This is a genomic window from Methylophaga frappieri (assembly GCF_000260965.1).
Taxonomy (GTDB): domain Bacteria; phylum Pseudomonadota; class Gammaproteobacteria; order Nitrosococcales; family Methylophagaceae; genus Methylophaga; species Methylophaga frappieri.
Genome location: NC_017856.1, coordinates 1122850 through 1149515, shown reverse-complemented (window position 1 = coordinate 1149515; position 26666 = coordinate 1122850). Strand labels below are relative to the sequence as shown.

Here is a 26666-nt window from a genome sequence, read left to right as displayed (position 1 = left end):
GAGAATAGAGCATGATTAGACAAGGATTATTGGGGCTGATGTTAATGCCGGGTCTAGCTCAGGCACACGCAGTGATTTCGCCGCAGCAAGCAGAGAGTGGGCAATATTTTAAAGGTGTGATGACGATTGGCCATGGCTGTGATGGTTCGGCGACAACTAAAGTTACGATCACGATTCCACCTGGTTTTCGTGGCGCAAAACCAATGCCAAAAGCAGGTTGGCAGATTGATGTTGTAAAGTACCCCTTAGCCATGCCCTATGAGTCACATGGGAAAACAGTGACAAATGATGTGCATAAAATTACTTGGTATGGCAATGAGCTTAAAGATGAGCATTTTGATGAGTTTGAATTCATTGGACTTGTAGCGGTTGGAGCAACAAGTAAACTTTATTTTCCAGTTCACCAACAATGCGTTTTGGGCGAATTACAGTGGAATCAAACACCTGAACAGCAGCCTGAGTCGGAAAAGCATAAAAACGCTAAACTTCAATCATCGACATTAAATTATCCTGCACCATTAGTGACCGTAATTGATGGGCAGGGACATCATCACCACTAATTTTTTTCCATAACCCTTACTTGGGTGAATTAGTGCAATTTTTGTCTCTTTAACTTCGGTAAATTACTCGGATTTATATTAGCCGCGTTAACGAGTGTTGCAATCGGAATTACCTTGCTGTTGTTGGCAAATGAAACGGTTATAACGATAGAGGGTGTGGAAGTGGTGGTCGATCGGTTAGCACTAGCTGCCGTCTTGGTGCTGAAAATGAGCTTAATCTAACGGTAGGCAGTGTCACGTGAATTGAGATGACTTAAGGGCGCGATGTACGGTAGGCGTGACGTGTTAGCCACTCGGCGATGTTTCATCAGTTTGTTATTTGCGGTTGATGTTGTTTAGCAACCAGCGATCAAGATGGTTAGCAAATGTTTGCCTGTCTTTTTGTGACAAGGCCGGTGGGCCTTTGATCATTTCTCCGCTACTCCGCATAGTCTCCATAAAGTCTCTCATGGTTAATCTCGCCTGAATGGTGGCTTTCGTGTGATATTCGCCACGAGGATTCAGCGCAACGGCGCCTTTTTGGATAGCTTCAGCAGCAAGGGGAATATCTGCTGTAATCACTAAATCGCCAGCGGAGAGGCGTTGGACAATTTCGTTATCCGCAATATCAAAACCTGATTGAACTTGAATAAAATCCACAAAATCCGAAGGCGGCAAACGCAAAAAATGGTTGGCAATAAAAGTCGTTTGCGTTTGGGTTCGACCTGCTGCGCGATACAAAATATCTCGGATAACTGTTGGACAGGCATCCGCATCTACCCAAATTTGAGCCTGGTTCATTTTGTGGCGTCTGTTTGACGTGTCCGTTTTATCTGCCTGACTTTAATATGGATAGCAGCTTTAGCCATCAAATGAGCGCTGACAGGCGCCGTAATAAACAAAAACAGGGTCACCAAGATTTCGTGCAAGCTAAGATGGCCTGTTTGTGTACTAAAATAAATGGCTGAAGCAACCAGTATGGCACCGACACCCAATGTACTGGCTTTGGTTGGACCATGAAGTCGCATATAAAAATCAGGCAGTTTAAATAAGCCGATACTGCCCACTAATGTAAAGAAGCTTCCCAAAAGGATTAACAAGGCTAAAAGAATATCAAGCATGGTTATTCCATAATGTCGCCACGAAGCAGATATTTGCTCAATGCCAATGTTCCCATAAAGCCCATGACGGCAATCAATAAAGCTGCCTCAAAATACAACGGGCTTCTTAGATAGATACCTAGCAGAATAAGCAAAGCGATAGCATTTATATATAAAGTGTCCAATGCCAAAATTCGGTCCGGCATGTCCGGGCCTTTGATTAAACGAATAAAACTGAGCAAAACAGCAAGACCAACCAGAGCAAATGCGACCAGAATAGCGTTTGTTAACATGCGACAAAAATCTCCTGCAAAGGCTGTTCGAATTTTTGTTTAATTTCGGCGATCGTTTTGTCTGGGTCGGTCATATGCAAAGCATGAATAAGTAAAAATTGACCATCCTCACTTAAATCACAGCTGACTGTGCCAGGTGTGAGTGAGATAGTGTTTGCTAGCAAACTGATACCAACCGGCGATCGCAACTGTAGAGGATAACGCACAAATCCCGGTTGTAATTTATCCGCACTTCTCAAAATTAACTTGGCAACAATCACGTTGGCAGCGAGAATTTCCCAGAGAACAACAGCGATATATTGGATTAAGCGCCATGGCTGCTTAATGATGATTTTTTCTGGCCAGAAAGCAGAAGTAAACCACGGAATAAAGACAGCCAGCATTGCCCCTAATACCATGTGCCCGGCACTAGCTGTATTATTTAGTAGCAGCCAGATTAGCCATAACAGTATCGTTAACACCGGGTGTGGGAAAAGACGCGACCAGATCATGGCATGACCGCCGCTTTTTCCGGCTGACGCATGACTGCATTAATATAGGCCTGATGGTTGCCTGTTTGGGTGGCAATTGTCGTGGTCAGTGTGGTCAAGGGTTGGGCCAGCAAAACCATTGCCGGACTCACCAGCAGCAGACCAATAATCGCGGCAAAGGCAGGTTTATTTAACGCCGGTGCCGGTTTGTCTGGTTGTGACTGAACACTGTAAAAAAACAGCGAACCGGTTCGCACTAAGGCCACAATCATAATCAGTCCCGAAGTTAAGATGATTGTCGCAATGGCGGTATACCAATGATGTGCCAGCGCCGCATGCAATAACATTAACTTACCAAAAAAACCGGATAATGGTGGCATGCCAGCTACCGCGACAGCTAGAAGCATGAAGACACTACCTACCAAAACAGGCTGAGCTAAGGGCGTCGCTTTGGTAAAAGTATCAGCATGATGCCCCCGTGCCAGTCGAATAACATCGGCCAGTAAGAACAGAGCGGCGCCAATCAGCGTTGAGTGAATCAGATAATATAAACCAGCGGATAAGGCGGTTTCGTTGGTAAGGCCAATCGCGACCATCAAGGTGGCCACTGAGGCCAGAACAAGATAAGCCACTTGTTGTCTGAAAATCCGTGCCGCCAGCACGCCAAACGCACCCAACAAAAGTGTAAGCAGTCCCAGAGCCAGTAGCCAGTCATGATGAATGAATGCCAGCATGCCAGCATCTTCACTAAATAAGGTGCCATGGACCCGGATCATGGCGTACAAACCGACTTTAGTCATAATGGCGAACAACGCTGCAACCGGGGCTGTGGTGTAGGTATAAGCACCCGGCAACCATAAATATACTGGAAAAATGGCCGCTTTAATGCCAAACACAAGTAACAACATCAACGCGGCAGCGCTGACAATACCGCGATCTTCAGCATCAACGGCCTGAACGGCAATCGCCATATCGGCAATGTTCAAGGTGCCGAGCATGCCGTACAACGTGCCGACGGCAAACAAGAACAGTGTTGAGCCAATCAGATTGAGGACAACATAATGGAGTCCTGCACGCGTTCTTAGCCGACCACCACCATGAAGCAGCAATCCATAAGAGGCTAATAGCAGCACCTCAAAGAAGACGAATAAATTGAACAAATCACCAGTCATGAATGCGCCGTTCAGCCCGAATAACTGCAGCTGAAATAACACATGAAAATACTTGCCTTGCTGATCGGTATTGCTGGCGATGGCGTACCACAACGCGGCCACTGCCAGTGTTGCAGTCACTACAAGCATTAACGCCGAGAGACTGTCCAGCACCATGACAATCCCGAAAGGGGCAGACCAGTCACCCAGCAAAATAACATGGTAATCACCGTTCAGCACCAACTGAAAGGCAGACACACTCATACCCAGCAAAATAACGGTTAATAGCAGACTAACAGCACGTTGTAGAGCAACACTACGTTGAGGGAGCAGCAATAGTAGAATGCCACTGAACAAGGGGAGTAATACCGGAAAACTGGCGAACTGACTCATGGATGTTCTCCCATGTCAGCCTGCTGCCGGCTGGCTTCACGTTCGTCAACAGATTTATGCACCCCATCCACATGGTCATTGCCTAATTCACTGCGTGATTTGAGTGCCAACACAATAAGAAAGGCTGTCATTCCAAAAGCAATAACAATAGCCGTGAGTACCAGTGCCTGTGGTAACGGATCGGTATAGGCGAGAGCTGATTTATCGATTACGGGTGGCGTGCCAATCTGTAACCGCCCCATCGCGAACAGAAACACATTCACAGCATAAGCCAGTAATGTCAGTCCAAGCACGACAGGAAAAGTGCGTGCCCGTAACACCAGAAAAACACCACTGCTGGTCATGACAGCAATCATGGCGGCGATGAGCCACTCCATCAGTCAGCTTCCTTTGTTTGTATAAAGTGAGCGGCGTGACTGAGCTTGCCCAGTTCAACCAGAATCATCACAGCACTACCGACAACGACCAAAAACACGCCCAAGTCAAAGGCAATCGCACTGGCAATTTCGAATGTGCCAACGATTGGCCAGTGCAAATAGGTGAAGGCCGTGGTCAGGAAGGGAAAGTCCAGTAAAACTGGCACAAATCCCGTCACGAATGCGATTAACAAACCCGCCCCGATAATGTGATGCATATTGGCGCGCAGACGCGTGTTGGTCCAGTCGATCCCATTTGCCAGATATTGAGAGATCAAAGCGACAGAAGCAATGAGTCCGGCGATAAACCCACCACCGGGCAGATTGTGACCGCGCAGAAAAATAAATACTGCCACCATCAGCATCAGCGGAAACAACAGTCGAGTCAAAGTTTGCATAATCGGTGGATGCGGGTCATGACTCCAGGGAATACCCGCAATATCATGACCAGGCGCAGTCAGGCGCAGTCCTTGCAACATGGCATACACCCCTAAACCGGCCAGTGCCAGAACCACAACTTCACCCAAGGTATCAAAGCCACGAAAGTCAACCAGAATGACGTTAACCACATTAGTGCCACCACCACCTGGTTTGGCGTTGTCCAGAAAAAATTGTGAAATGGGTTGATAGTCACGGCTTAAAACCGCCATGGTGAGAAAAAATACCGCTAAACCGGAAAAAATTGAAATTAACCCATCCCGACTGTAACGGGCAAAACTGCGCTCTTGCGGAGTATGCTGAGGCAGGAAAAATAATGCCAGTAGCAGTAAGACAATGGTGACAACCTCAACCGAGAGTTGCGTCAGCGCCAGATCGGGTGCGGAGAACAGAACGAAACTTAAGGCAACCAGCAGACCCACAACCCCAACGGTTATCAGTGACAGCAGTCGCTGATGATGCAGGATAGCCGTTAGCAGGCTGGCAGCAATCAAGATCAGCGTTAACAAAATGGTTACAACATTCGCCGCCATCAATTCCCTGTCACCCAGAAGTGGCGCTGGAAACTGGGCAAATCCCATAAAGCCCATAAACAGGGCTGCCGCGATTAACCACGATGCGGCAGGTTGCAGTGCACTACGGTCAAAAGCAGCGGTAACCTGACGGGCCATACGAATCAGCTTGCGCATTACCCAGTCAAACAGATTTTTCCCCTCTATTCTTAACAGGGTCGCTTCGTGCCAAGCAAACAGTTTGTGGCGTTGTGTGTAGACCAGAACGCCCAACAGCAGAGCAATAAAGCTCATCATCAAGGGCAAATTCACACCATGCCAAATTGCCAAGCTGAAGGCGGGGGCAGTGGCTTGCAGACTGCTGGCAGCAGCGACACTTAAAATTGGCCCAAGTAACAGCATGGGAGCGATACCGACAACCAGACAGAGCACGACCAGAATATCCACTGGAATTTTCATGAAGCGCGGTGGTTCATGGGGTGTTTTTGGCAGATCAATCGGTTGACCATTGAAAAAGACATCATGAATAAACCGTAATGAATACGCGACCGAGAAGACGGCTGCCAATGTAACTAGAAGCGGGACAATCCATGCTGTCCAATCGCCCCCGGATGCGGACAGGGCTTGTTCAAAAAACATCTCTTTACTGATGAAACCATTGAGCAAGGGGACACCAGCCATTGCTGCTGCTGCGATCATGGCCAATACAGCGGTATGTGGCATCATCCGAAACAAGCCATTCAGTTTGCGCATATCCCGAGTGCCAGACTCATGATCAATGATGCCCGCAACCATGAATAAAGAGCCCTTGAAAGTCGCATGGTTAATGATATGAAATAGGGCCGCAACTAACGCCATCTCACTGCTGAAACCGAAAAGCAGCGTAATTAGACCCAGATGACTGAGGGTCGAATAGGCCAGTAATCCTTTGAGATCATGTTTGAACAATGCCACATAGGCACCAAGCAATAATGTCATCATGCCAGCACCGCCGACCAGCCATATCCATTCGGGCGTCCCAGAAAAGACGGGGAAAAATCGGGCTAATAGAAAAATGCCTGCTTTGACCATCGTTGCCGAGTGCAGGTAGGCTGAAACGGGCGTCGGAGCCGCCATGGCATGCGGTAACCAGAAGTGAAATGGGAACTGTGCAGATTTGGTGAACACACCGAGTAAAAAAAGGATTAATGCGGGTACAAATAATGGATCGGCTTTGATGGTCTCAGCGGCGGCCAGTACGTCTGTCAACTGATAACTGCCAGCGATATGACCAATCAACAGCATGGCGGCTAGCAAGGCTAAACCACCAGCACCAGTGATGGTGAGCGCCATCCTTGCCCCTTGTCTGGCATCCTGCCGATACTGCCAGAAACTAATCAGCAAAAACGACGTTAATGACGTAAGCTCCCAGAAAACAACCAGCAGCAAGATGTTCTCGGACAACACAATGCCTAACATGGAGCCCATAAACATCAATAGATAAGCATAAAACCGGCTGGTGGAATCTTTCGCCGTCAGGTAATAACGGGCATAGAAAATGATTAATAAGCCGATCAGCAGAATAAGCAAGCTGAATAGCATTGCCAGCCCGTCAAGACGAAAGGAAAAAGACAGACCGATGGCGGGTAACCAGGACCAGCTCTGAATCAGCGTTTGTCCGCTAAACACAGCGGACTGAACCGGCCAGAGCAAGGCCAATGCAAGTAATGTTGTTATCCCGGAAACCCAGGCCGGTGCTAAGCGATGATAACGACCGCAATAGGCTGCCAATGGCGCCGCCATAAAAGGGAGCAGAGCAATGACTGGCAGGTTAAAGTTAAGCAAATTCATGAACAGGCTGGGTTCCCTGGTCGTTCAAAAATGTGAAGACAAAATAAATGCCCGTCCGTTTTACGTTTCGGACAGGCATTTATGTTAGCTAAGCGCAATATTTATTGCGATTCTGCAACCATATAATCTACGGCTGCTTTTACGTCATCATCTGATAACGCGCCGTTACCGCCTTTTGCTGGCATCATGTTAAAGCCATTAATAGCATGGTCGTAGAGCGTGTCTATACCTTTTTCGATACGTGGTGCCCAATCATCAGCACTACCCAGTTTTGGGGCTTCCAAAACACCGGCAGCATGGCATGCCATACAGACACTATTGTAAACATCCATACCGGGACCACTTTCGCCGCCTGCCGCGGCGTCAGACTCTGCTGGTGCTGCGGCAACCACAATGGGCTCTTCACCAACACGTTCCTGAGCAACAGGGGCAATCCGTTCGGTGATAGCGTCATCGTCCATACTCGGTGGCGGTGTCACATTTTCACCCAATGCCAACATATTGCTCAAAACAAATTGAACAACCGCATACAAGACAACGAAAACAACCAGACTGCCTACAAAAAATTTTGATGATGTATTTTTTTTCATTTTAGACCTCTGACAAGCTGACGGCTGAGATTATACGGTGAACAGCCTCATGACGCCATTCATTTGCCGTCGCCACCAGCCAAGGGACCCAAAACAATTTTGCCCTGTTGATTACCTTGATTTAGGAGGTCATGCGCCTGTTGCAATGTGCTGGCAGACAGCTGGTCGAACTCCCGGCCAACAGGGTGGATTAGTGTCTCGGCATCAATCAGTTCTGCGATGCGTTGCAATATCCGTTTCTGTTGTTCCATATCTGCTGTGTTGAATAAGGAACGGGTAAACATAAACTCCCAGACCAATCCGGCGCTTTTATTTTTTAGCAAATTCAAATCAACAGGGTGGTGAAAACTGACCGCTAAACCGATTAAACCTTGTGGCTTGATAAGCGCCGCCATCACCGGATAGTAGTCATCACTGTTAGCAAGGCAAATAATGTAATCCGGGGCTGGCAACTGAGCATCTTCATAGTTTTTTGACAAAGATCCGTGATGGCTAACCGTATGGTCAGCCCCCAGTTGCTGACACCAATGCGTGGATTGTTCGCTTCCCGTTGATGCAATAACCTGTAATCCGGCAAGTTGTTTTGCGAGTTGAATCAGCATAGAACCCACCCCACCCGCACCACCGATAATTAACAAGGTTTTGCCACGATCCTTTTGCAGACTGATTTTCAAGCGATTAAACAGCAATTCCCATGCGGTCAAGCTGATAAGCGGTAAACTGGCTGTCTGCAACTCAGTGAGTTGCTGCGGCGCATGTGCAACTAACCGACTGTCCACTAACTGGTGACTGGCAAAGCAGCCTGGCCGTGTCAGATCACCGGCATAAAAAACCCGATCACCAGGTTGAAAATCGCTGACTTTTTCGCCTACCGCGACAACCGTTGCGCAGGCATCCCAACCTAATATTTTGGGTGTATCGGTGATTGTGGATTGTATTTTTTTATCGACCGGGTTGACCCCGACCGCGTTGACCGCGACCCATAAATCAAAACCGCTAGGTGTGGCATCCTCTTGACAAATAAGCTGGGCAGGGCCAGCTGCATGAGTAAATTGTAGTGCCTGCATAACAGGAAAACCTCACTGAATTTAATTTAGACAGAATTTTTAGTCATGGCAGCACGTCTGTAGGGCTGCCAGATAGGCCGTCTCGTCAGGAGACTGATTGGAGCGCTGACTTTGCCAAATACACTCAGCAAGACAGTCCATCATTTGATGTTCAGTATCGAGTTGATTGCCTTGATGTTGTGCTAAAAGTTTTTGATAAACATGACGAATACCTGCCGGGCGATCTGTTGCCACTTGCTCCCGTATCGCAAGATGAAGACCTAAATGCAGGTAAGGATTATTGTCACCACTTTCCACAAAATAGTTTTGCTGGACAGATTGCTTATGCGACAGTGTCGAATGGTATTCAGGATGCTCTTGAATCACCACTGCAATTTGTTGCTCTAGCATAGTGAGCGGTTGCTGATGTTGCCATTTATGCCAAACATCATGGTAATAACGGCGCAAGCTGTCACGATCTTGTCCAAACATGCTTAATGGGCGGTCATCATTTTGGATTGGTGTCGGAAATCATCACACAAATCATTCACAATACATTCACCACACTTTGGTTTGCGGGCAGTGCAGACATAACGACCATGTAATATCAGCCAATGGTGCGCATCGAGCAAATAAGGCTTTGGCGTATTTTTAATCAGTTTATCCTCAACTTCCCGCACATTTTTTCCCTTCGCTAAGCCGGTGCGATTTGAGAGACGAAATATATGCGTATCAACGGCCATGACCGGTTGCCGAAAAATGGTATTCAGCACAACATTAGCGGTTTTGCGTCCGACACCTGGCAAGGCCTCCAATTCGACACGGTTATCGGGTACCTGACTGTCATGTTTGCTGATTAAGACCTGACAGGTTTTAATAATATTCTCGGCCTTACTATTAAACAGACCGATAGTTTTAATATGCTGTTTGAGTCCATCAATGCCTAAATCCAAAATATGTTCTGGCGTGTTGGCGACGGGGTAGAGTTTGGCTGTCGCTTTGTTGACGCCCACATCCGTTGCCTGTGCCGATAAAATCACGGCAATCAATAATTCAAAAGGCGATTGATATATTAATTCGGTCGTGGGGTTAGGATTTGCGGCTTGCAGACGAGCAAAAAAAGCAGCGCGCTGGGCTCGATTCATGCGTTTCCTGCCGGGGCACCAGCCATTTCTTTGATCGTTTTCGGCTGTTGTACTTTTTGCCGATCATCAATGGCATTTTTGAGAGCAACGATCAGCCCTAAGCCAATAAACGCACCAGGTGGTAACAATGCCATCAGAAAACCACGATAGTCTTCAAAAACGGTCAAGGTTAATCCTCGCGCGCCTTCGCCAAACATTAAGTGTGCATCGCTAAACAGGGTGCCACTACCGAGAAGTTCACGTAAGCCGCCAAGTGCCACCAGTACCAGCAGAAAGCCAATACCCATCATTAACCCATCCAGCAGGGCTGGATTGACCGGATTGCGCGCGGCAAAGGCTTCTGCCCGACCAATAATGGCGCAATTTGTCACGATAAGTGGAATAAAAATCCCCAGAATCAGATACAACTCATGAAACCAGGCATTCATTGCCAGTTCAATCGCGGTAACTACCGAGGCAATAATCATCACAAATACCGGTAGTCGAGCTTCGTCCGGAATATGGTTGCGCAGCAGTGAAATTGTGCCATTTGAGGCGACTAATGTCAGAATGGTCGCTAAGCCGAGACCCAGACCATTGATAACATTATTAGTCACCGCAAGGAGAGGACATAAGCCAAGTAATTGCACCAAGCCGGGGTTATTCTTCCACAATCCATCTACGATAATTTGACGCATAGCATTCATGGTGTGTTCTCCTGCGTGGCAAACAGTTTACCTCGGTTTGCAGCAAAAAAAGCCAATCCATCCCGAATCGCCTTGACCACTGCCCGAGGGGTGATGGTCGCCCCAGTAAATTGATCAAACTGCCCACCATCTTTTTTGACCTGCCACTCTGTTGCGGGTGGTTTATCTAATGATAAACCGGCGAACTGTAAAATCCAGTCATCTCGACGCGCTTCAATTTTATCTCCCAGACCAGGGGTTTCTTTATGGTGAATGACTCTCACGCCGGCCAGACTTCCATCAACATAGACGCCCATCAGCAATCGAATTTCACCACTATATCCATTGGGAGCAACAACGTTCAGAATAGCAGCGACCGGCTGATTAGCCTGACGTGCTCGATAAACCAGTGTTGGCGTTGTCGTCCCTAGCGCCGGTGTCGGTGGTAATGTCAGCGTATCGTTAACAATCGCATTGTCAAACTGATCCGAGGGAATCAAGACTTCCAGTGTGTCTAATAAGGCCTGATATTCGTTTTCAGCGATAGTTTGTCGTGTTGCTTTTTCTGTTAACGCCACGAGTGCGGTTGCACTAATCGCAAATAATGCCGTCATAAGACCAACCCGAATAACGGGATTTTGCCAAAGCTTACCCATTTACCTGGCTCCGTACACACGCGGTTGCGTGTAGTAATCAATCAACGGTACCAACATGTTCATGATAATCACAGAAAAGGCGACGGCATCGGGATAGCCACCCCAAATCCGGATAAGATAAATCAGCAGCCCGGCGCCAGCGCCAAAAACCAGCCGTCCTTTTAGTGTCGTTGAACCGGATACCGGATCTGTGGCAATAAAGAAAGCGCCCAGCATGGTTCCACCACTAAACAAATGGAACAGGGGGGAGCCCGAAACCTGTGGCGCCACTATCCAGACGACTGTACTGATAAGGAACAAACTGCCTAGCAACGCTACGGGAACATGCCAGCTAATCACTCTCCGGTAGAGCAACCAGATGCCGCCAATGGCAAACCAGATATTGATCCACTCCCAACCAAGCCCCCCAAACATACCAAATAAGGGTTGGCTGCTAACATACTCTGGCGAGCGCATTAGACCGATTTGCGTTTTCATTTGATCCAGCGGTGTCGCCCCGGAAAGCGCATCTACACCTTGACCCTGCCATTGACCAGTAAAAATCAATTCAGCCGCCATCTTGAAATCGGGCACCTGGCTTGCCAACGAACTCACCGGTAACCAAGTGGTCATTTCCAGTGGAAAAGAAATTAACAGCAAAACATAGCCAATCATTGCCGGATTAAACGGGTTATACCCCAATCCGCCATAAAGATGTTTGGCAAAAATAAGGGCAAAGCTGACCCCGAGTACTGTCAACCACCAAGGCGACAAGGGGGGAATGGCCACCGCTAGTAACACGGCTGTTACAGCAGCACTGCCATCGCTAAGAAAGGGTTTCAACGGCCGATTTCTTAACTTGAGCATGGCCGCTTCAGTGAGCAATGCGGTCACTAGGGCCAAGATGATTTGAATCAGAACGCCATAGCCAAAATAAAATACCAAAGCAATGATCGCTGGAATGAGAGCAATAATGACCTGCACCATTTGCAAGGTAACGCGATTGGCGCCAGTCAAAAATGGTGGACTGAACTTGAAGCTGGTCATTGACCTTCCTTGGCGATGTCCGGTTTTTTAGCAGGTGGCACCGGCGCTTCCTGCCTATCTGCTTTGGCAGCTGCGGCTTTTTTAGAGGCAGCCAGGGCGGCTTTTCGTTGAGCCTGCCGTTGTTCTTTTTCCAGCCGTTCGCGTTCTTGCCGGGCAAGACGACTTTCATATCGCTCCCGGGCATGATCGGCTTTGTTTCGTTCACGCTCTTGATTCATGATTTCGGTTTTGGCAAAGCGGAAATAAGACACCAGCGGAATTTTGCTTGGACAGACATAGTCACAGCATCCACATTCAATGCAATCAAATAATTTGTAATCGCGAGTCTGATCGAATTCTTTGGCGCGAGCATGCCAATACAGCTGCTGTGGCAACAGGCTGGCTGGACAGACACTGGCACAATCGCCACAACGGATACAGGGCAAAGGCTCACTGGTCTGGGCGGCTTCATCGACACCGACCAGAATACAGTTTGCGGTTTTGGTGACTGGCAGCTCATCTCCAGCAAGGCTGTAGCCCATCATCGGCCCGCCTTGAATGAAGGGTTCATCAGGTTGTCGGCGTGTCTGACAATATTCCAGCAGGGCTTTTATGGGGGTTCCAAACAGGGTTTCAAAGTTACCCGCATGGGTCACATCTGTACCAGTGACCGTTACGATTCGCGAGATTAACGGTTCACCATGAATGACAGCGCGGCCGATCGCATAGGCCGTGGCCGGATTATGGCAAACAACGCCAATGTCGATGGGCAATCCATGACTCGGCACTTCTTTACCCGTTACTACCTGGATTAGCTGTTTTTCACCGCCAGTTGGATAGCGTGTTGGCACCACCACAATATCGGCGTCAGCGAGTGACTGGCGGCTGCCTAAGGCAAGTTGCATCGCTGTGATGGCTTCTGGCTTGTTATCTTCAATGGCAATTAAAACGTCGCGCGCAGACAGCGCATGACGCATGATTTCGATGCCATCCAGTACACCTTCGGCTCGCTCACGCATCAGCATTGCGTCGCAGGTGATATAGGGTTCGCACTCTGCGCCATTGATGAGCAATGTATCGACATGGTGATGGATGCCAGGGTTGAGTTTGATAAAACTGGGAAAACCGGCACCACCTAATCCAACAATGCCAGCATCGCGGATTAATTGTCTCAACTCATGCGCTGAGTGTTGTAAAAAATCACGAATCGGATGGCGTTCTATCCACGTTTCTTCGCCATCTGTTTCGAGAATAATGCAGGGGGCTGACAGACCTGAAGGATGTGGTATCGGTCGCTCTTCAATTGCGGTGATTGTACCTGAGCTCGGCGCATGCAGGCACACGGAGACATGACCATCGGCACGGGCGATACGCTGGCCCTTCAGGACAGTGTCACCGACAGCAACAATTGGCATGGCGGCTTCACCAATATGCTGTTGTAAGGGCAAAATCAGCTGTTTACTCAGCGGTGTTTTCCGGATCGGCGTTTGCGTTGAACGCTTTTTGTGTCCCGGCAGATGTAAACCACCGGGAAAATCACTGACAGGGCGACGCATTAGCTATTGCCCCGTTGCGGGACACCTGTTGCCGGATCCGGCCAACGCCATGTATGCGGATCGGGTTGCATTTCAACCATATCAATACAATCTACTGGACAAGGCTCAACGCACAATTCACACCCCGTACACTCTGCCGCAATGACGGTGTGCATTTGTTTAGCTGCCCCCAAAATAGCATCTACCGGACAGGCCTGGATGCACAAAGTACAACCAATACAGCGATCTTCATCGATCACCGCGAGCATTTTGGGTTTTTCGACACCACAGGCTTCATCAAGTGGCTTGGGTTCAACGTCCAGTAAATCGGCCAACGCTTGAATTGTCGACTCGCCACCCGGTGGACAGCGATTGATGTCGACTTCCCCCGCAGCGATGGCTTCTGCGTAAGGGCGACAACCGGCAAAACTGCATTGTCCACACTGGGTCTGTGGCAAAATTTTATCGATCTTGTCGACAATCGGGTCACCTTCGACCCGAAACCGAATTGACGCAAAGCCAAGCATCAGGCCGAGAATGAGCGCTAACAAAGTCAAAGCAATGATTGCAGTCAACATGCGTTAAACCCGAACCAACCCGGCAAAGCCCATAAATGCCATTGACATCAAACCGGCAGTGATTAATCCAATAGCAGCACCTTGGAATGGTACTGGTACATCCGCTGCAGCCAGACGTTCCCGCATGGCTGCAAAGATAATCAGTACCATTGAAAAACCGATGGCTGCACCAAACCCGTAGAGTGCGGACTCAAGAAAACCATGCTGTTCCTGAACATTCAACAGTGCAACACCCAACACAGCACAATTAGTGGTAATTAACGGCAAGAAAATTCCCAATACCTGGTATAAAAGGGGACTGGTCTTGTGAACTACCATTTCAGTGAATTGCACGACAACCGCAATCACAAAAATAAAGCTGATGGTGCGCAAAAACTCGATACCCAGCGGCGCCAATAAATAGGCATTAATCAAGTAGCTGCTGACAGAGGACAGGGTTAGCACAAACGTGGTTGCCAAGGCCATTCCCATGGCGGTTTCCAGTTTACGAGACACGCCCATGAACGGACACAGGCCGAGGAATTTAACCAGCACAATATTGTTCACCAGAATGGTACTAATCAAGATGAGCGCGTAATCGGCCATTGACTAACCTGTCTGTTTCCTCAAATTTATATACATATCAGTGCAAAACCTTTAATTGACAATCAACAAGCCAGTCTTGTTTTAATCGTCAATTATAGCGTAGAAAACGGTGTTTTCATAACGCAAAATATTGATTTTCTTATTTAAATTTAGTTTTCGGCACAGAGAGATAGTGCCACTGACTCAGGTGCAAATACGCCGACTATCAGGCTAACTTCTGCCGTCGACTACGCACCGCTTCAGCAAGCTCATACAGTAAAGGCACACTGTCATCCCAAGCCATGCAGGCATCGGTAATACTTTGGCCATAAACCAAGGGCTTATCTGGCTCTGCATTTTGGCGGCCACCGACCAGATTGCTCTCAAGCATCAAACCAATGATTCGTGAGTCGCCTGCTGCCACCTGATCTTTGACTTCACGACAGACGGTTGGTTGCTTGATATGACTTTTACCGCTGTTGGCATGACTGCAATCGATCATAAGCCGGACTGGCTGATCGCTTTTCGCGATGACTTCAGCGGCCTGATTAATACTGTCAGCATCATAGTTTGGCTGCTTGCCGCCACGTAAAATAACATGGCAATCGGGATTACCTGTCGTAGAGAAAATCGCCGAGTGCCCGGATTTGGTTACCGACATAAAATGATGCGGTCGCGAAGCAGATAAACAGGCATCGACAGCAATCTGCATGCCGCCATCCGTCGCATTTTTGAAACCGACTGGACATGATAAACCCGAAGCCAACTCACGGTGTGCCTGACTTTCAGTCGTTCTGGCACCGATAGCTCCCCAGGAAACCAAATCTGAAATGTACTGTGGACTTATCAAATCCAGATATTCGCTGGCTGCTGGCACGCCCATTTCTGCCAAATCCAGCAGCAGTTTGCGGGCAATGTGTAAACCATCATTGATTTTGAAGCTGCCATCCAGGTAGGGATCGTTAATGAGTCCTTTCCAACCGACGACGGAGCGCGGTTTTTCAAAGTAGACTCGCATAATAATGTGCAAATCCTCGGCTAACTCACTAATCAGTGGTTGCAGACGATTAGCATAATCCCGCGCGGCGTTGGGGTCATGAATAGAGCAGGGACCAATGATAACGATCAGTCTGTCATCCCGTTGATGCAGAATATCTTGGGTACTTTTTCGGGCATTAAATACCGTCTCCGATGCCACATCTGTGATCGGTAACTGTTCATGCAATTCAGCTGGAGGCAAGACCTCCTGAATGCCGACAATGCGTAAATCATCTGTGCTGTAAAGCATGGCGCGATGATGCCCAATGGAAGTTTTAAAGCGCTAATTGTACCTGCTGAAGCCTTGTTGTGCCACGGATAACCGTGTTCCGACATGGGTTTTTTCCGATGATCACGAGAGAACACGTCGATTAATCATGGCATAGATTATGCTGAGTTTACTTTGATGGCATGAAGTAGTGTCAGATTCTCGTCATTCAGCTATAGTAACCATGGAGAGGTCAGTATGCGTCTGGTTGAATCTTTAAAACACGGTCAGGAAAAAATTGAATCCATGAACGCCGGATTACGGCTAAAAGTGGAGGCAACACTGCGCGAGTTACCCAACCGCCTCAATCGCACGTTGACAGACATGCGAAATATTTCCCTGCCCTGGGGTCAATTACTCTTTTGGCAAACGCCGCCAGAGACTCATGAAACGATTGACCCACTCATTGCCCAGCGTCAGGTTATGGTCCGGTTACAACAGCAATTCACGACGACCGAGGATGTTGGTGACTGGTATACGCTAAACCAAAAAAGTATTGATCGTTTTGCGAGCGTAACCGGCGATATGCAATGGATTCATACTGATCCGCAACGAGCTGCAACGGAGTCCCCCTTTAAGTCAACGGTCGCACACGGATTTTTAACCTTATCCCTGATTCCCATGCTCACAGATAGTGTCGATCCGAAGCACAATCCTTACCCCGAAGCAAAAATGGTCGTGAATACCGGTCTGGAACAGGTTCGGTTTTTATCACCGGTCAAACCCGGCATGCGTATCCGTGCCAACAGCCGTATTATCGATATTCGTGAGATGAAACGCAGTATTGAATTGGTTCGTGAGGTGACTATCGAAATTGAAAACAGTAAACGGGTCGCCTGTATTGCGCAGTTAGTGATGCGTTTGTATTTCTAACTCAGGTTAGCGGTACGGCATCAAAGTAACGAGCATTCCACCACAGGTGTAACCAGATACTGAGCGCATAACCCAGCGCGATTGCCCAAATCCATTTCAGGTGCGCGAAAAAGGTATAAATGCCGCGGGCCTGCCCCATCACTGCGACACCTGCTGCCGACCCAATCGACAGCAGTGAACCACCAACGCCAGCCGTTAATGTCACTAACAACCATTGACCATGACTCATTTCCGGCATCATTGATAGCACAGCAAACATCACAGGAATGTTGTCGATCACCGCTGAAATGACACCTATCAAGATGTTTGCTGTTGTGGGACCTAGGTCGCCATAAAGTAATTCAGAACCAACACTGAGATAACCAATAGTACCCAGTCCGCCCACGCAAAGGATAATGCCGTAAAAGAACATGAGCGTATCCCATTCGGCCTGTTGTAATTGTTTGAAAATATTGAATGGCGCATGTTGTTGGGTTTCATCACGTAAATTAAACGGGGTTTCGCCGTCAGTTTCTGTCCGACTGAGCAGTTTTTGATCCTGCAACTTGAGCCAATAACCATAAAGCTTGAGCAAACCAAGGCCCGTCATCATGCCAAGTACCGGCGGGAGATGCAGGAAGTGATGACCACTTGCTGCCATCGTAATTGTTGCAATAAACAAACCGACAATCACCAATGCGCCGGGTTTGAGTTGCACCGTTTCCTGCGCTGGCAACGATGCAACGTTACGGATAGCAAAAGCCAGGATAAACGCCGGTACCAGCCAATTCACCAGCGCCGGCAAAAACAAGGCAAAAAACTCATGGAAATCTAGAACACCCTTTTGCCAGACCATCAGCGTGGTTATGTCACCAAATGGGCTAAAGGCGCCACCGGCGTTTGCAGCGACCACAATATTGATGCAGCCAAGCACGATAAATTTTGGATTTCCTGCTGCGACGGTCATGACCACTGTTGCCATCAGTAACGCCGTAGTTAAATTATCTGCAACCGGCGAGATCAAGAAGGCCATCAGTCCTGTCAGCCAAAAAATACTGCGTAAACTAAAGCCTTGATTTACCAGCCATGCCCGAACGCCATCGAAGATGCCACGTTCACCCATGGTATTGATAAATGTCATGGCTGCTAACAGGAATAGGAATAGTTCGACATATTCCAGTAAATTGTGGCGAATCATTATCCCGGCTGTTTCATGAAACACGGGATCTGACTGCTGCGCATATACGAAAGCGATCAGCGCCCAAATCAGACCGGCAGCTACAATGACCGGCTTGGACTTGCGCATGTGAATTTCTTCTTCGAGAATCACCAACGCATAGGCAACAAAGAAAATGGCCAGTGCCACAAAGCCAACCCAGTGACCAGTCAAATCCAGCAGTGCCACCTGACTTTCTGCGGCTACAGCCGGCAGAGAGAACATCAGTGAAAGCAATGCTGCAAACCACAATATTGCAGACGGAACGTGGCGTCGATTAAAGCGGTCCATCAGGAAACCTGTGTCATTGAAAAGCAGCTTAATATACGCACCGTTGACAGAATGGCAAGCTGCTAATGCGTGATTTTTTGATAAAACCCACTTGCTGCATCGGTGACCAAGTCAAAAACATGTTCAAAGCCTTGAGGGCCGCCGTAATACGGGTCAGGCACATCCGATTCATCAAACTGTGTCGCGTAATCCAAAAACAATTGCACCTTGTGCTGATATTCCTCTGGACAGGCGCGTTGTAAAATAGCCAGATTATCGCTATCCATTGCCAAAATGTAATCAAAATGTGCGAAATCACTGGCAGTAAATTTGCGGGCCCGGATAAACGATAAGTCTATGCCACGTTGCCGGGCAGTTTGCTGTGCCCGACTGTCTGCGGGTTCGCCAACATGATAGGCATGCGTGCCGGCAGAGTCGACTTCGAATCGATCTAACGCATTATTTTGCTTTAACAAATGCACAAACACGCCTTCGGCCGTCGGTGACCGACAAATATTTCCCATGCAGACGAACAGTACTTTGATAGGTTGCATACGTTATCCTTTCACTTCAGCTAAGAGTTGTTCCGTCATGGCCTGAGCCTGTCCGAGATAACCGCCCCCGAACAAATTCAGATGATTGAGAATGTGGTAGAGGTTATAGAGCGTTTTTCGAGTTTGATAGCCACTATCAATTGGCCTGACGGCGCGATAGGCGGCATAAAAGTCGGAGCCGAAACTACCAAAAAGTTCGGTCATTGCCAAGTCGGCTTCAGCATCGCCATAGTAACAGGCCGGATCAAAAATCACTGGCTGCCCGTGTTCATCTGCAGCAGCATTACCACCCCATAAATCACCGTGTAACAGGGCCGGCTCGGGTTGATAGTCCGTAAAAAAGTCGGCCACCACCTCAATGAGCTGCTCTCCCTTTTGTTGCAACTGACTGGCAAAGCCGGCACGACTTGCCAGATGATATTGGTGACCGAGACGATATTGCTGCCAAAATGTAACCCAGTTTGTTTGCCGATCGTTTGGTTGTGGTGTGCTGCCAATGGTGTTGTCCATCAGCCAACCAAAATAGGGCTGAACCTGGGTATGCATATGAGCCAGCTGTTCCCCTAGTGTGCTGGCGGCATTACCTCGTAAGCCACGTAGCGCGATGTATTCCAGAACCAGAAAGGCATCACTGCCGGTTCGACCTGAACAAATTACCTGAGGCACACGCACACTTTCAGTTGCCGCCATTTCATTGAGTCCTTGCGCTTCGGCGGTGAACATGTGTTCCAGGTCCGGACGGTTCACTTTAACGAAAAATGCCCCAGATGGCGTCTCCAATAAATAGGCTGTATTAATACAGCCACCACCAATACTGCGACTTTGAAAAGGCTGACAGTTTTCCCCTGTTGCTAATTCAATTTCCGTAATGATGGCATTCAAATCTGTCATAACAGAACTCCGTCGCAAGACAAAAAAGACATGATAAGCTGTCAGAAATTTTTGCCAACCATAACAGGAGCGCTCTGATGACCAATAATCCGGCTGTGAATCCTAAACAACAGGTAGCTGAACAGGCAGCGAATATGGTGGAAAATGGGATGATAGTTGGGCTGGGAACCGGATCAACAGCCAATCTGTTTATTGATGCGCTGGCGCAGCGTAGTCGGCAGGAAGAGTTGCAGTTGCGTGTTGTTGCCAGCTCGGTTATTAGTCATAACCGCGCCATTAAGGCCGGCTTGAGTGTCCTGAGTATTAACCAGTTGTCAGGTTTGGATATGTACGTGGATGGTGCGGATGAGGTAAGTGACGACTTGAGTCTGCTCAAAGGCCGTGGCCAGGATTTGGTCAAAGAAAAGTTATTAGCAAGACACGCGGATCAATTTGTGGTGTTGGTCGATGAAAGCAAGCAGGTTCGCCAGATTGGTGAAAAGCATCCCATACCGGTAGAAGTGGCGCCCGATTGTTGGCAACTCGTTCAGGCTGCGTTGCAGCAACAAGGTGGGCAGGGCAGCTTGCGGCCAAATGCGGCCGGGGACAATGTATTTTATAGTGCGGATGGCAATCTTGTACTGGATATGACCTTTACCGATATTACCTTGAAAAACCTTAATCAACTGCTGTCAACTCTGCCGGGGGTAGTTGAACATGGTATTTTTTATCTGCTTGCCAGTGAGGTCTTAATTGGCAAGGCACAAGGCGTGATTCGGTTAACGGCGGATTGAACCACCAGCAGGATAGACCTGCTGGTGGTGTGATACTTATTTTTTAAGTTGTTCGAGAATCGTTTCTGCCTTTGATTTACCAAACTCGCCAGAGCCTTCCACACCGATGTATCGCACGACACCATTGTCGATAATCATCGCAAAGCGATAGGCGCGAATACCCATGCCGCCACCGGTTAAATCGCGATCCAGCCCAAGTGCTTTGGCATATTCAGCGCTGCCGTCAGCCATCATGCGAACTTTACCTGTGACTTGGTTTTCCCGACCCCAGGCAGCCATGACAAAGGCGTCGTTGACCGACATACACCAGATCTCATCTGCACCGGCTGCTTTAATTTCATCAGCCAACGCGACAAAGCCAGGCAAGTGCTGGGCGCTGCACAGTGGCGTAAAAGCACCCGGAACGGCAAACAAAACGATGGTTTTACCGTTGGCCATTTCCTGTACATCCAAAGGCTGCGGATTCATTGGGCAACCATTATGCGGATCAAATTCAACACATTCTGTCAGTTTACCGGCGGGAATAGATTGTCCGGTTTCAATCGCCATGTTGTTCTCCTTCAACTATTTTTGGGAGCTTAAGCATAAGCCAAAAACCGAGGATTAAAAACCATCTGTTTGGCGAACGGCGATGAGGCCGTTATCATGAGGCAACTATTCAGACGAGGAGCTACTGATGGCAAATTCACCTGCGTTGAAATGGGGCGTTCTTGGCGCTGCCCGTGTTGTAGAAAAACTGATTCCGGCGATACTGGAGGCTGATAATGCGGTACTGGTAGCCGTTGCAAGTCGGCGTTCTGGCGCGGCAGCAGAGGCGCTCGAGAAATATGCGGCGGGTCAGCCGGTTGAAGCACTTGATGATCCACAAGTTTTACTGGACAGACCGGATATTGATGCCATTTATTTACCGATGGCCAACGAAGAGCATGCTGAATGGGCGCTGAAAGCGATTGCAGCAGGTAAACATGTCTTGATTGAGAAACCGATGGCACTGACCGTTGCCGATATTACCGCCATTGAATCGGCGGCAGAACAAGCGGGTGTCACGGTAATGGAAGGGTTCATGTACCGGTTTCATCCGCAGCATGAAGCAGTGCGTGAAATTATTGAGTCCGGTGCCATTGGTGAGGTTCGGGTGGTCAATACCCATTTTGCTTTTCCCATGAAGCCAGCACGCCTGTATCGCGTTAATCGCAGTATAGATAATGGTGGCGGAGCAATGTGGGATATTGGTCCGTATGCGGTTCACACGGCACGGATGTGGTTTGATGGTGAACCAACAGCCGCATTCGCCATGGCAAATCTAAATGATCACAGTGCGGACTTGAGTCTGGCTGGGCAGTTTGATTTTGGCGCCGGCCGATATGCGCAGTTTGAGATCAGTTTTGAACATGCCCGTCGCAGTGTTTATGAAATCATCGGCACGTTGGGCGGAATTCGCTGTCATCAGGTCTGGCAACCGGCTGAAGAGGAGCCGATTATTTCCTGGTGGACAGAAGCTGGTCAGCAGGAGACAGTCCGGCTGGCTGCGGCAGATCAGTTTGTTCGGGAAATTCAGCATTTCTCGGACTGTGCTTTGAACCACAAACCAACGGTTCTCAGCTTTGCCGATGCCAAGGGGAACTGTGCGGCGATGTCGGCAGCATTACAATCCATACGTGAGCGTCGTCTGGTCGAGATAAAATCAACATAAATCCGACGGGAAAATCGGCTGACAGGATCAGGCAATACTGGCGCCGCCGTGTCTAATTGGCGGCGCTGTGATTGCGATTAATCTGATAAGTAATACTCAATAGTCGAAACAACGCGCACTTTTTTGATGTGCGGATTATTGTTGTCACGCGCATAAATGCTGAATTGGCCTTGCGAAGCTTGTTTAATTTTGCCCAGATTACTATTGGAATCTTCAGCAAACTTCTCTGCGACTTCACGCGCATTTCGAGTTGCTTCTTCGATCATTTGTGGTTTGATCTCATTCAGCCGGGTAAACAGATACTCACTTTGAGCCATGTAATTATTGCCGGTCAGAACCAGACCTTGTTTGCCCAGCTCGGCCATGTCGGACATTGCCTGACGCACGGCGGCAATGTTTTCAGAGTAGACAGTCACGGTTTGCGAAGCGGTATAACGAAAATCGGGTCTTGCGCCACCATATTGTTGGGCTGACTTGTCGGTTATCGCCGGGGCATTAATGGTGATTTCGCTGTCTGCAATCGCTTTGTCAGTTAAAAAATCGCGAACTTTACGCGTACCTGATTCCATGCGCTGATAAAGACGGTTGAGATCATTATCGGCTTCGGTAAACTGAATTGGCCAAATGACAATATCTGCTTCATATTCGTGTTCTGACAAGCCTTTTACCGTAACACTGCGTTCGAGTTGCTTCATATCCAGCAACGCGGTGCCCAGTAAACTGCCCAGCAATGCCAGACCAATCAAAAGACAAATCCCCAAGCTTACGGCCGGCAAAAAGTATGGCTTCTCCGTCATCATTGGCTCCCGCTAAACGTTAATATTTACCCCGAAATGTTCACGTGCATAGGCAACCCGGTCTTCCGGCTTCATGCGCTGTTTTTTCCCCAGACTTTCAATGTGCTGCAAACGTGGCAACAGGCCTGTGCCATTGGCAATCTGAATGGTCAGGCCTGGGCGCGCATTCAGTTCCAGCAGCATCGGGCCCTGGTAGCGATCCAACACAATGTCGGTACCAAGATAACCCAGGCCGGACATTTCATAACAGGAAACAGCAAGATTAAGCAGCGTTTCCCAATGCGGAATTTGCAGGCTCATCAAATTAATGCCGGTATCCGGATGTTGTAGGACAGGCTTATCAAATTGCACTGCGCGTAAGGCGTGTCCATCAGCAATATCCAGCCCGACACCCACGGCCCCTTGATGCAGATTGGCTTTGCCATTGGAATCGCGCGTGGAAAGCCGCATCATTGCCATGACCGGAAAGCCTTTAAAAATGACAACGCGGGTATCCGGTACACCTTCATAACTGAAGCCGCTGAAACAATCATCAAAGTGAATCAAGTCTTCAATGATCGCGACATCTGCCTTGCCACCCAACGAAAACAGACCTGCCAGAATATTCGATACATGACGTTCTAAATCGCCAATCGTTGCATATTGACCATTGGATTTCCGATAGCCATTTTCATCTTGGCGGGTCACCACCAGAATCCCTTTCCCACCAGAGCCGTTAGCGGGCTTGATGCAAAATCCGCGATTGTGGGGCAGCAAATTGCCTAATTCCTTAACCGCATGCTGGTGATCAATGGTGCCAATCAAATCCGGCACTTTCACGCCGGCTTCCAGCGCAATTTCCTTGGTTTTTAATTTGTCATCCACCAGTGGATACAAATGACGCGGATTATAGCGGCTAATATAAGAAATATTGCGCTGATTCATCCCCATGACCCCAATTTTATGTAACTTGTTGGGGTGAACGTAGTCTTTTTTGAGGTTACGAAGCCAAGTGAGTGGACCGGTCATGGTTTATCAATCTCGGTCAATGGTTTGAACCGTTTCAACTCCAAGAGTCGATAGCCGGTATAGCTGCCTGCCATCAAGGTAAAGGCCATCAGAATTAACTGAATACCTAAGAAGTTAAAGGTCAAATGTCTGACCAAATCATTGTTCATAACCAGATAGGCAACAATTGCCACCAATAGTGAGCCGCCGCCTTGAACCATGACCGCTTTGGCACCTTCCTCTTCCCATAAAATCGACATCCGTTCAATGGTCCATGCCAGAATAATCATCGGGAAAAAGGTGATTTTCATGCCTTCCGTCAAGCCGACTTTATAAGCAATGATCGAGAACATGGCGATCATGCCGATCACCATAATAATGACCGCCGATATTCGGGCAACCAAGAGCAGGTTAAGGTATGACAAATATGAGCGAATAATTAAACCCGCGCCAACAATCAGCAGAAAACCAACTAAGCCTGTGGTTAAGCTGGTTTGAATAAAGGCAAGTGCGATCAAGACAGGCATAAATGTCCCCGATGTCTTGATACCAATCAGGATACGCATCAATACCACCATCAGAACACCTACGGGTATCAGCAGGATATTTTTAAATAATGCCTGTTCCTCGATGGGCAGATCGTAAAGGGAAAAGTTTAATAATTGATGGTCAGCAAACTTTTGATTGAGCGCCACGCCAAATGGCTGTTCCTGTTCGATCATCGAAAAGGTCACGCTTGAATTACTACCGCCAATCACTTCGAGCACGGGGCCGGAATGATATTGCCATAACAGCAGGTTTTCCGGTTGGCCCTGTTTCCCAGTAAGCGGATTAAACAAGGCATAATGGGTATCGTCTTCAAAAACCTGAAGATAATCAATTAACTGTTGCCGTCTGCGGCCATCTTCCAATTCAAGCGCATGCACTTGTCGGGCGGCAATACCGGACTGTTGTAGTAATTGAACCAGCCAGGCTGTTCTAGGTTTGACCTGAGCCAACAGTTCTGCGGTTTGTTTTTGATTATTGAACTCGACAATTAACTCGCGCGCCAATGTGTAAGGCGAGGCCGAACGGGCCGTTGCACCGGTCAGCAGTTCTTGCGCAGCGGTAGCATAGGGTTCTTTTTCAACGACCGTCTTATTTTCCGGTGGCACCATTGGCGTTGAAGGCACAGCATAAGGATCGGTCAGCATATCCACTTTGTAATAAAGTGACTGGTTACCCGTTGCTTCACGAATAGACCATTCAACGCGGCGTCCGGTGGCTCGTTCTTCATAGGCCAGGCCATAGCCAGGGCTAGCAGTTTGCTGGTTTAACTGTGTAAAACCGGGCTGGGTGCCCGGAATTGCTAGCGCGGCAATCACCTCTTCACCTTCAGCAACAAAATCTACTTTGGCTTCAATTGACCAAGTTTGGCGGGTTTCGCCTGGTAACCAAGGAATGTCTAATGCCAAATGACGGTGCAAAGTCAGCGCCGTCCCAGCTATCAACAGCAATCCAACCAGAATATAAAAGGGGGTGCGTGAAGCCATAAAGGATCCTTAACTACGCTTAATTATCGGTTTCTACGTCAGCATCCGGTGCGCTTTCCGGTCGCCCCTGAATCGGCTCCGGTTTTGGTTGATGATAACTTTTTGCCACATCAATCAATGCGATATCCCGAAGAAATTCACGTCCTAATAAAATGGGGTAGGTCATTGCTGTGCGATCCGTCAAAGTGAACTCAGCGGTATCGGTAAAATCACCCACTTTCATCGTTAACTCGACAACCAGTCGGCGATCCAGTTCATCACTGGAAGCCTGGCGGATTTTGGCAACCCGAACCAGCGGTGCTTCAACTTCGTAGCTATCATCAACATCATCATCCGGAACCATGTTGAAACGCACCCAGCGCTGACCATCACGTTCAAACTCCACGATATGGTGTGCGGAAAGAGATGATGTGGTCGCGCCAGAGTCAACTCGAGCCCGAAAAACCCGGTTCACTGGTTCCAGCCAAATCCATTCCGTTCTTCCCAAAATCAGTTTGTCGTTGACGGTCGCTGGTGCGACAGTAGGACAACTTTTGGCCGGTTCGGAGGGGGACGTGATGACTACCGGCTCTGGCTGCTCGTTGAGTTGCTGGCTGATTTCATCTAATTTTCGATTTAATCCTTTTTGGCCGCTTTTTATGTCATTCAGACCGGCGTAATTCGTTTTCTGGTTATCAATGAGTGTGGTGCAGTGATTACGCCACTTTTCTTCCATCCGGTTTTCCGCTTCGAGAAGCGCCGTTTGTAGCTGTGCTGGTGTCAGCGAGTTTTGCGGTTGTTGTAAACAGCCAGTCATGATGCTGGCTGTCACCATCATTAAGGAGAGTTTCAGTTTATTCATGTGTTTTCAACACCACCAAAAGTTGTCT

General features: G+C 48.4%; 30 protein-coding genes. 4 read left to right on the top strand and 26 right to left on the bottom strand.

Going from position 1 to position 26666, the window contains the following annotated elements:
* Window positions 1-11: 11 nt before the first annotated feature.
* Window positions 12-560 (top strand): YcnI family protein, encoded by a 549-nt coding sequence (locus Q7C_RS05345; RefSeq protein WP_014703695.1) that lies wholly within the window; start codon window positions 12-14, stop codon window positions 558-560.
* 315 nt (window positions 561-875) lie between these two features.
* Here the strand turns inward: Q7C_RS05345 and Q7C_RS05340 are convergent, their stop codons facing one another.
* The 18 genes from Q7C_RS05340 to Q7C_RS05255 form a co-directional block, all read right to left on the bottom strand.
* Window positions 876-1340, bottom strand: coding sequence for a YaiI/YqxD family protein (locus Q7C_RS05340; RefSeq protein ID WP_014703694.1), 465 nt, complete (start codon window positions 1338-1340; stop codon window positions 876-878).
* Window positions 1337-1660, bottom strand: coding sequence for a Na+/H+ antiporter subunit G (locus Q7C_RS05335; protein WP_014703693.1), 324 nt, complete (start codon window positions 1658-1660; stop codon window positions 1337-1339). The genes Q7C_RS05340 and Q7C_RS05335 overlap by 4 nt, the downstream gene beginning before the upstream one ends.
* Window positions 1661-1662: 2 nt before the next feature.
* A complete protein-coding gene (locus tag Q7C_RS05330; RefSeq protein WP_014703692.1) occupies window positions 1663-1932 on the bottom strand; it encodes a K+/H+ antiporter subunit F in 270 nt (89 codons plus the stop codon).
* Window positions 1926-2423 carry a Na+/H+ antiporter subunit E gene (locus tag Q7C_RS05325; RefSeq protein WP_041366566.1) on the bottom strand — a complete coding sequence of 166 codons (498 nt, stop codon included), beginning with the start codon at window positions 2421-2423 and terminating at the stop codon, window positions 1926-1928. Before Q7C_RS05325 ends, Q7C_RS05330 begins: the two co-directional genes overlap by 7 nt.
* Entirely contained in the window at window positions 2420-3946 is a 1527-nt protein-coding gene (locus tag Q7C_RS05320) for a monovalent cation/H+ antiporter subunit D (protein ID WP_014703690.1), read from the bottom strand. Before Q7C_RS05320 ends, Q7C_RS05325 begins: the two co-directional genes overlap by 4 nt.
* Window positions 3943-4323 carry a Na+/H+ antiporter subunit C gene (locus Q7C_RS05315; protein WP_014703689.1) on the bottom strand — a complete coding sequence of 127 codons (381 nt, stop codon included), beginning with the start codon at window positions 4321-4323 and terminating at the stop codon, window positions 3943-3945. Before Q7C_RS05315 ends, Q7C_RS05320 begins: the two co-directional genes overlap by 4 nt.
* A complete protein-coding gene (locus tag Q7C_RS05310; RefSeq protein ID WP_014703688.1) occupies window positions 4323-7142 on the bottom strand; it encodes a monovalent cation/H+ antiporter subunit A in 2820 nt (939 codons plus the stop codon). The genes Q7C_RS05315 and Q7C_RS05310 overlap by 1 nt, the downstream gene beginning before the upstream one ends.
* Before the next feature lie 101 nt (window positions 7143-7243).
* On the bottom strand, window positions 7244-7732 hold the full coding sequence (locus Q7C_RS05305; RefSeq protein WP_014703687.1) for a c-type cytochrome: 489 nt from the start codon (window positions 7730-7732) through the stop codon (window positions 7244-7246).
* Window positions 7733-7791: 59 nt separating this feature from the next.
* A complete protein-coding gene (locus tag Q7C_RS05300) occupies window positions 7792-8799 on the bottom strand; it encodes a zinc-binding alcohol dehydrogenase family protein (protein ID WP_014703686.1) in 1008 nt (335 codons plus the stop codon).
* 39 nt (window positions 8800-8838) lie between these two features.
* Entirely contained in the window at window positions 8839-9270 is a 432-nt protein-coding gene (locus tag Q7C_RS05295) for a DUF1841 family protein (RefSeq protein ID WP_014703685.1), read from the bottom strand.
* Window positions 9271-9272: 2 nt separating this feature from the next.
* Window positions 9273-9923 carry an endonuclease III gene (gene nth / locus Q7C_RS05290; RefSeq protein WP_014703684.1) on the bottom strand — a complete coding sequence of 217 codons (651 nt, stop codon included), beginning with the start codon at window positions 9921-9923 and terminating at the stop codon, window positions 9273-9275.
* On the bottom strand, window positions 9920-10609 hold the full coding sequence (locus Q7C_RS05285) for an electron transport complex subunit E (RefSeq protein ID WP_014703683.1): 690 nt from the start codon (window positions 10607-10609) through the stop codon (window positions 9920-9922). Before Q7C_RS05285 ends, nth begins: the two co-directional genes overlap by 4 nt.
* Complete coding sequence (gene rsxG / locus Q7C_RS05280; protein WP_014703682.1) at window positions 10606-11244, bottom strand: electron transport complex subunit RsxG; 639 nt, start codon at window positions 11242-11244, stop codon at window positions 10606-10608. The genes Q7C_RS05285 and rsxG overlap by 4 nt, the downstream gene beginning before the upstream one ends.
* On the bottom strand, window positions 11245-12270 hold the full coding sequence (gene rsxD, locus Q7C_RS05275; RefSeq protein ID WP_014703681.1) for an electron transport complex subunit RsxD: 1026 nt from the start codon (window positions 12268-12270) through the stop codon (window positions 11245-11247). It abuts the gene before it with no gap.
* On the bottom strand, window positions 12267-13805 hold the full coding sequence (gene rsxC / locus Q7C_RS05270; protein ID WP_014703680.1) for an electron transport complex subunit RsxC: 1539 nt from the start codon (window positions 13803-13805) through the stop codon (window positions 12267-12269). The genes rsxD and rsxC overlap by 4 nt, the downstream gene beginning before the upstream one ends.
* Complete coding sequence (rsxB, locus tag Q7C_RS05265) at window positions 13805-14362, bottom strand: electron transport complex subunit RsxB (protein ID WP_014703679.1); 558 nt, start codon at window positions 14360-14362, stop codon at window positions 13805-13807. Before rsxB ends, rsxC begins: the two co-directional genes overlap by 1 nt.
* 3 nt (window positions 14363-14365) lie before the next feature.
* Complete coding sequence (gene rsxA, locus Q7C_RS05260) at window positions 14366-14947, bottom strand: electron transport complex subunit RsxA (RefSeq protein WP_014703678.1); 582 nt, start codon at window positions 14945-14947, stop codon at window positions 14366-14368.
* 205 nt (window positions 14948-15152) lie between these two features.
* A complete protein-coding gene (locus Q7C_RS05255) occupies window positions 15153-16214 on the bottom strand; it encodes a 3-deoxy-7-phosphoheptulonate synthase (RefSeq protein ID WP_014703677.1) in 1062 nt (353 codons plus the stop codon).
* A 216-nt stretch (window positions 16215-16430) separates the two neighbouring features.
* Between Q7C_RS05255 and Q7C_RS05250 the strand changes: the two genes are divergently transcribed.
* On the top strand, window positions 16431-17105 hold the full coding sequence (locus Q7C_RS05250; RefSeq protein ID WP_014703676.1) for a MaoC family dehydratase: 675 nt from the start codon (window positions 16431-16433) through the stop codon (window positions 17103-17105).
* Between the two features lies 1 nt (window position 17106).
* Here the strand turns inward: Q7C_RS05250 and nhaD are convergent, their stop codons facing one another.
* From nhaD to Q7C_RS05235, 3 genes are all read right to left on the bottom strand, one after another.
* A complete protein-coding gene (nhaD, locus tag Q7C_RS05245) occupies window positions 17107-18591 on the bottom strand; it encodes a sodium:proton antiporter NhaD (RefSeq protein WP_014703675.1) in 1485 nt (494 codons plus the stop codon).
* 62 nt (window positions 18592-18653) lie between these two features.
* Entirely contained in the window at window positions 18654-19124 is a 471-nt protein-coding gene (locus Q7C_RS05240) for a low molecular weight protein-tyrosine-phosphatase (protein WP_014703674.1), read from the bottom strand.
* 3 nt (window positions 19125-19127) lie between these two features.
* On the bottom strand, window positions 19128-20015 hold the full coding sequence (locus tag Q7C_RS05235; RefSeq protein WP_014703673.1) for a fructosamine kinase family protein: 888 nt from the start codon (window positions 20013-20015) through the stop codon (window positions 19128-19130).
* 77 nt (window positions 20016-20092) lie between these two features.
* On the opposite strand from Q7C_RS05235, the gene rpiA reads away from it, so the two are divergent.
* Window positions 20093-20788, top strand: coding sequence for a ribose-5-phosphate isomerase RpiA (gene rpiA, locus Q7C_RS05230; protein WP_014703672.1), 696 nt, complete (start codon window positions 20093-20095; stop codon window positions 20786-20788).
* A 36-nt stretch (window positions 20789-20824) separates the two neighbouring features.
* On the opposite strand, the gene Q7C_RS05225 is transcribed toward rpiA, so the two are convergent.
* Window positions 20825-21337 carry a peroxiredoxin gene (locus Q7C_RS05225; protein WP_014703671.1) on the bottom strand — a complete coding sequence of 171 codons (513 nt, stop codon included), beginning with the start codon at window positions 21335-21337 and terminating at the stop codon, window positions 20825-20827.
* Between the two features lie 127 nt (window positions 21338-21464).
* On the opposite strand from Q7C_RS05225, the gene Q7C_RS05220 reads away from it, so the two are divergent.
* A complete protein-coding gene (locus Q7C_RS05220; protein ID WP_014703670.1) occupies window positions 21465-22481 on the top strand; it encodes a Gfo/Idh/MocA family protein in 1017 nt (338 codons plus the stop codon).
* A gap of 77 nt (window positions 22482-22558) precedes the next feature.
* Here the strand turns inward: Q7C_RS05220 and Q7C_RS05215 are convergent, their stop codons facing one another.
* Genes Q7C_RS05215 through Q7C_RS05200 form a run of 4 tightly spaced genes read right to left on the bottom strand, consistent with a single transcriptional unit; the run spans window position 22559 to window position 26638 of the window.
* Window positions 22559-23281: an SIMPL domain-containing protein gene (locus Q7C_RS05215; RefSeq protein WP_238532348.1), complete on the bottom strand. Its 723-nt coding sequence runs from the start codon at window positions 23279-23281 to the stop codon at window positions 22559-22561.
* A gap of 9 nt (window positions 23282-23290) precedes the next feature.
* Entirely contained in the window at window positions 23291-24286 is a 996-nt protein-coding gene (locus tag Q7C_RS05210; protein WP_014703668.1) for an alpha-L-glutamate ligase-like protein, read from the bottom strand.
* A complete protein-coding gene (locus Q7C_RS05205; protein WP_014703667.1) occupies window positions 24283-25797 on the bottom strand; it encodes an inactive transglutaminase family protein in 1515 nt (504 codons plus the stop codon). Before Q7C_RS05205 ends, Q7C_RS05210 begins: the two co-directional genes overlap by 4 nt.
* A gap of 19 nt (window positions 25798-25816) precedes the next feature.
* Window positions 25817-26638 (bottom strand): ATP-dependent zinc protease family protein, encoded by an 822-nt coding sequence (locus Q7C_RS05200; RefSeq protein WP_014703666.1) that lies wholly within the window; start codon window positions 26636-26638, stop codon window positions 25817-25819.
* Window positions 26639-26666: the final 28 nt, after the last annotated feature.

Coding starts and splice junctions, on each gene's coding strand:
- rsxD (WP_014703681.1), bottom strand. CDS start 12,270: ATGACCAGCTTCAAGTTCAGTCCACCATTTTTGACTGGCGCCAATCGC.
- Q7C_RS05240 (WP_014703674.1), bottom strand. CDS start 19,124: ATGCAACCTATCAAAGTACTGTTCGTCTGCATGGGAAATATTTGTCGG.
- Q7C_RS05215 (WP_238532348.1), bottom strand. CDS start 23,281: ATGATGACGGAGAAGCCATACTTTTTGCCGGCCGTAAGCTTGGGGATT.
- Q7C_RS05255 (WP_014703677.1), bottom strand. CDS start 16,214: ATGCTTTACAGCACAGATGATTTACGCATTGTCGGCATTCAGGAGGTC.
- Q7C_RS05320 (WP_014703690.1), bottom strand. CDS start 3,946: ATGAGTCAGTTCGCCAGTTTTCCGGTATTACTCCCCTTGTTCAGTGGC.
- rpiA (WP_014703672.1), top strand. CDS start 20,093: ATGACCAATAATCCGGCTGTGAATCCTAAACAACAGGTAGCTGAACAG.
- Q7C_RS05305 (WP_014703687.1), bottom strand. CDS start 7,732: ATGAAAAAAAATACATCATCAAAATTTTTTGTAGGCAGTCTGGTTGTT.
- Q7C_RS05310 (WP_014703688.1), bottom strand. CDS start 7,142: ATGAATTTGCTTAACTTTAACCTGCCAGTCATTGCTCTGCTCCCTTTT.
- Q7C_RS05325 (WP_041366566.1), bottom strand. CDS start 2,423: ATGATCTGGTCGCGTCTTTTCCCACACCCGGTGTTAACGATACTGTTA.
- Q7C_RS05250 (WP_014703676.1), top strand. CDS start 16,431: ATGCGTCTGGTTGAATCTTTAAAACACGGTCAGGAAAAAATTGAATCC.
- Q7C_RS05315 (WP_014703689.1), bottom strand. CDS start 4,323: ATGGAGTGGCTCATCGCCGCCATGATTGCTGTCATGACCAGCAGTGGT.
- Q7C_RS05200 (WP_014703666.1), bottom strand. CDS start 26,638: ATGAATAAACTGAAACTCTCCTTAATGATGGTGACAGCCAGCATCATG.
- Q7C_RS05295 (WP_014703685.1), bottom strand. CDS start 9,270: ATGTTTGGACAAGATCGTGACAGCTTGCGCCGTTATTACCATGATGTT.
- Q7C_RS05225 (WP_014703671.1), bottom strand. CDS start 21,337: ATGGCGATTGAAACCGGACAATCTATTCCCGCCGGTAAACTGACAGAA.
- rsxB (WP_014703679.1), bottom strand. CDS start 14,362: ATGTTGACTGCAATCATTGCTTTGACTTTGTTAGCGCTCATTCTCGGC.
- Q7C_RS05340 (WP_014703694.1), bottom strand. CDS start 1,340: ATGAACCAGGCTCAAATTTGGGTAGATGCGGATGCCTGTCCAACAGTT.
- Q7C_RS05330 (WP_014703692.1), bottom strand. CDS start 1,932: ATGTTAACAAACGCTATTCTGGTCGCATTTGCTCTGGTTGGTCTTGCT.
- rsxA (WP_014703678.1), bottom strand. CDS start 14,947: ATGGCCGATTACGCGCTCATCTTGATTAGTACCATTCTGGTGAACAAT.
- rsxC (WP_014703680.1), bottom strand. CDS start 13,805: ATGCGTCGCCCTGTCAGTGATTTTCCCGGTGGTTTACATCTGCCGGGA.
- Q7C_RS05210 (WP_014703668.1), bottom strand. CDS start 24,286: ATGACCGGTCCACTCACTTGGCTTCGTAACCTCAAAAAAGACTACGTT.
- rsxG (WP_014703682.1), bottom strand. CDS start 11,244: ATGGGTAAGCTTTGGCAAAATCCCGTTATTCGGGTTGGTCTTATGACG.
- Q7C_RS05205 (WP_014703667.1), bottom strand. CDS start 25,797: ATGGCTTCACGCACCCCCTTTTATATTCTGGTTGGATTGCTGTTGATA.
- Q7C_RS05285 (WP_014703683.1), bottom strand. CDS start 10,609: ATGAATGCTATGCGTCAAATTATCGTAGATGGATTGTGGAAGAATAAC.
- Q7C_RS05345 (WP_014703695.1), top strand. CDS start 12: ATGATTAGACAAGGATTATTGGGGCTGATGTTAATGCCGGGTCTAGCT.
- Q7C_RS05220 (WP_014703670.1), top strand. CDS start 21,465: ATGGCAAATTCACCTGCGTTGAAATGGGGCGTTCTTGGCGCTGCCCGT.
- Q7C_RS05300 (WP_014703686.1), bottom strand. CDS start 8,799: ATGCAGGCACTACAATTTACTCATGCAGCTGGCCCTGCCCAGCTTATT.
- nth (WP_014703684.1), bottom strand. CDS start 9,923: ATGAATCGAGCCCAGCGCGCTGCTTTTTTTGCTCGTCTGCAAGCCGCA.
- Q7C_RS05235 (WP_014703673.1), bottom strand. CDS start 20,015: ATGACAGATTTGAATGCCATCATTACGGAAATTGAATTAGCAACAGGG.
- Q7C_RS05335 (WP_014703693.1), bottom strand. CDS start 1,660: ATGCTTGATATTCTTTTAGCCTTGTTAATCCTTTTGGGAAGCTTCTTT.
- nhaD (WP_014703675.1), bottom strand. CDS start 18,591: ATGGACCGCTTTAATCGACGCCACGTTCCGTCTGCAATATTGTGGTTT.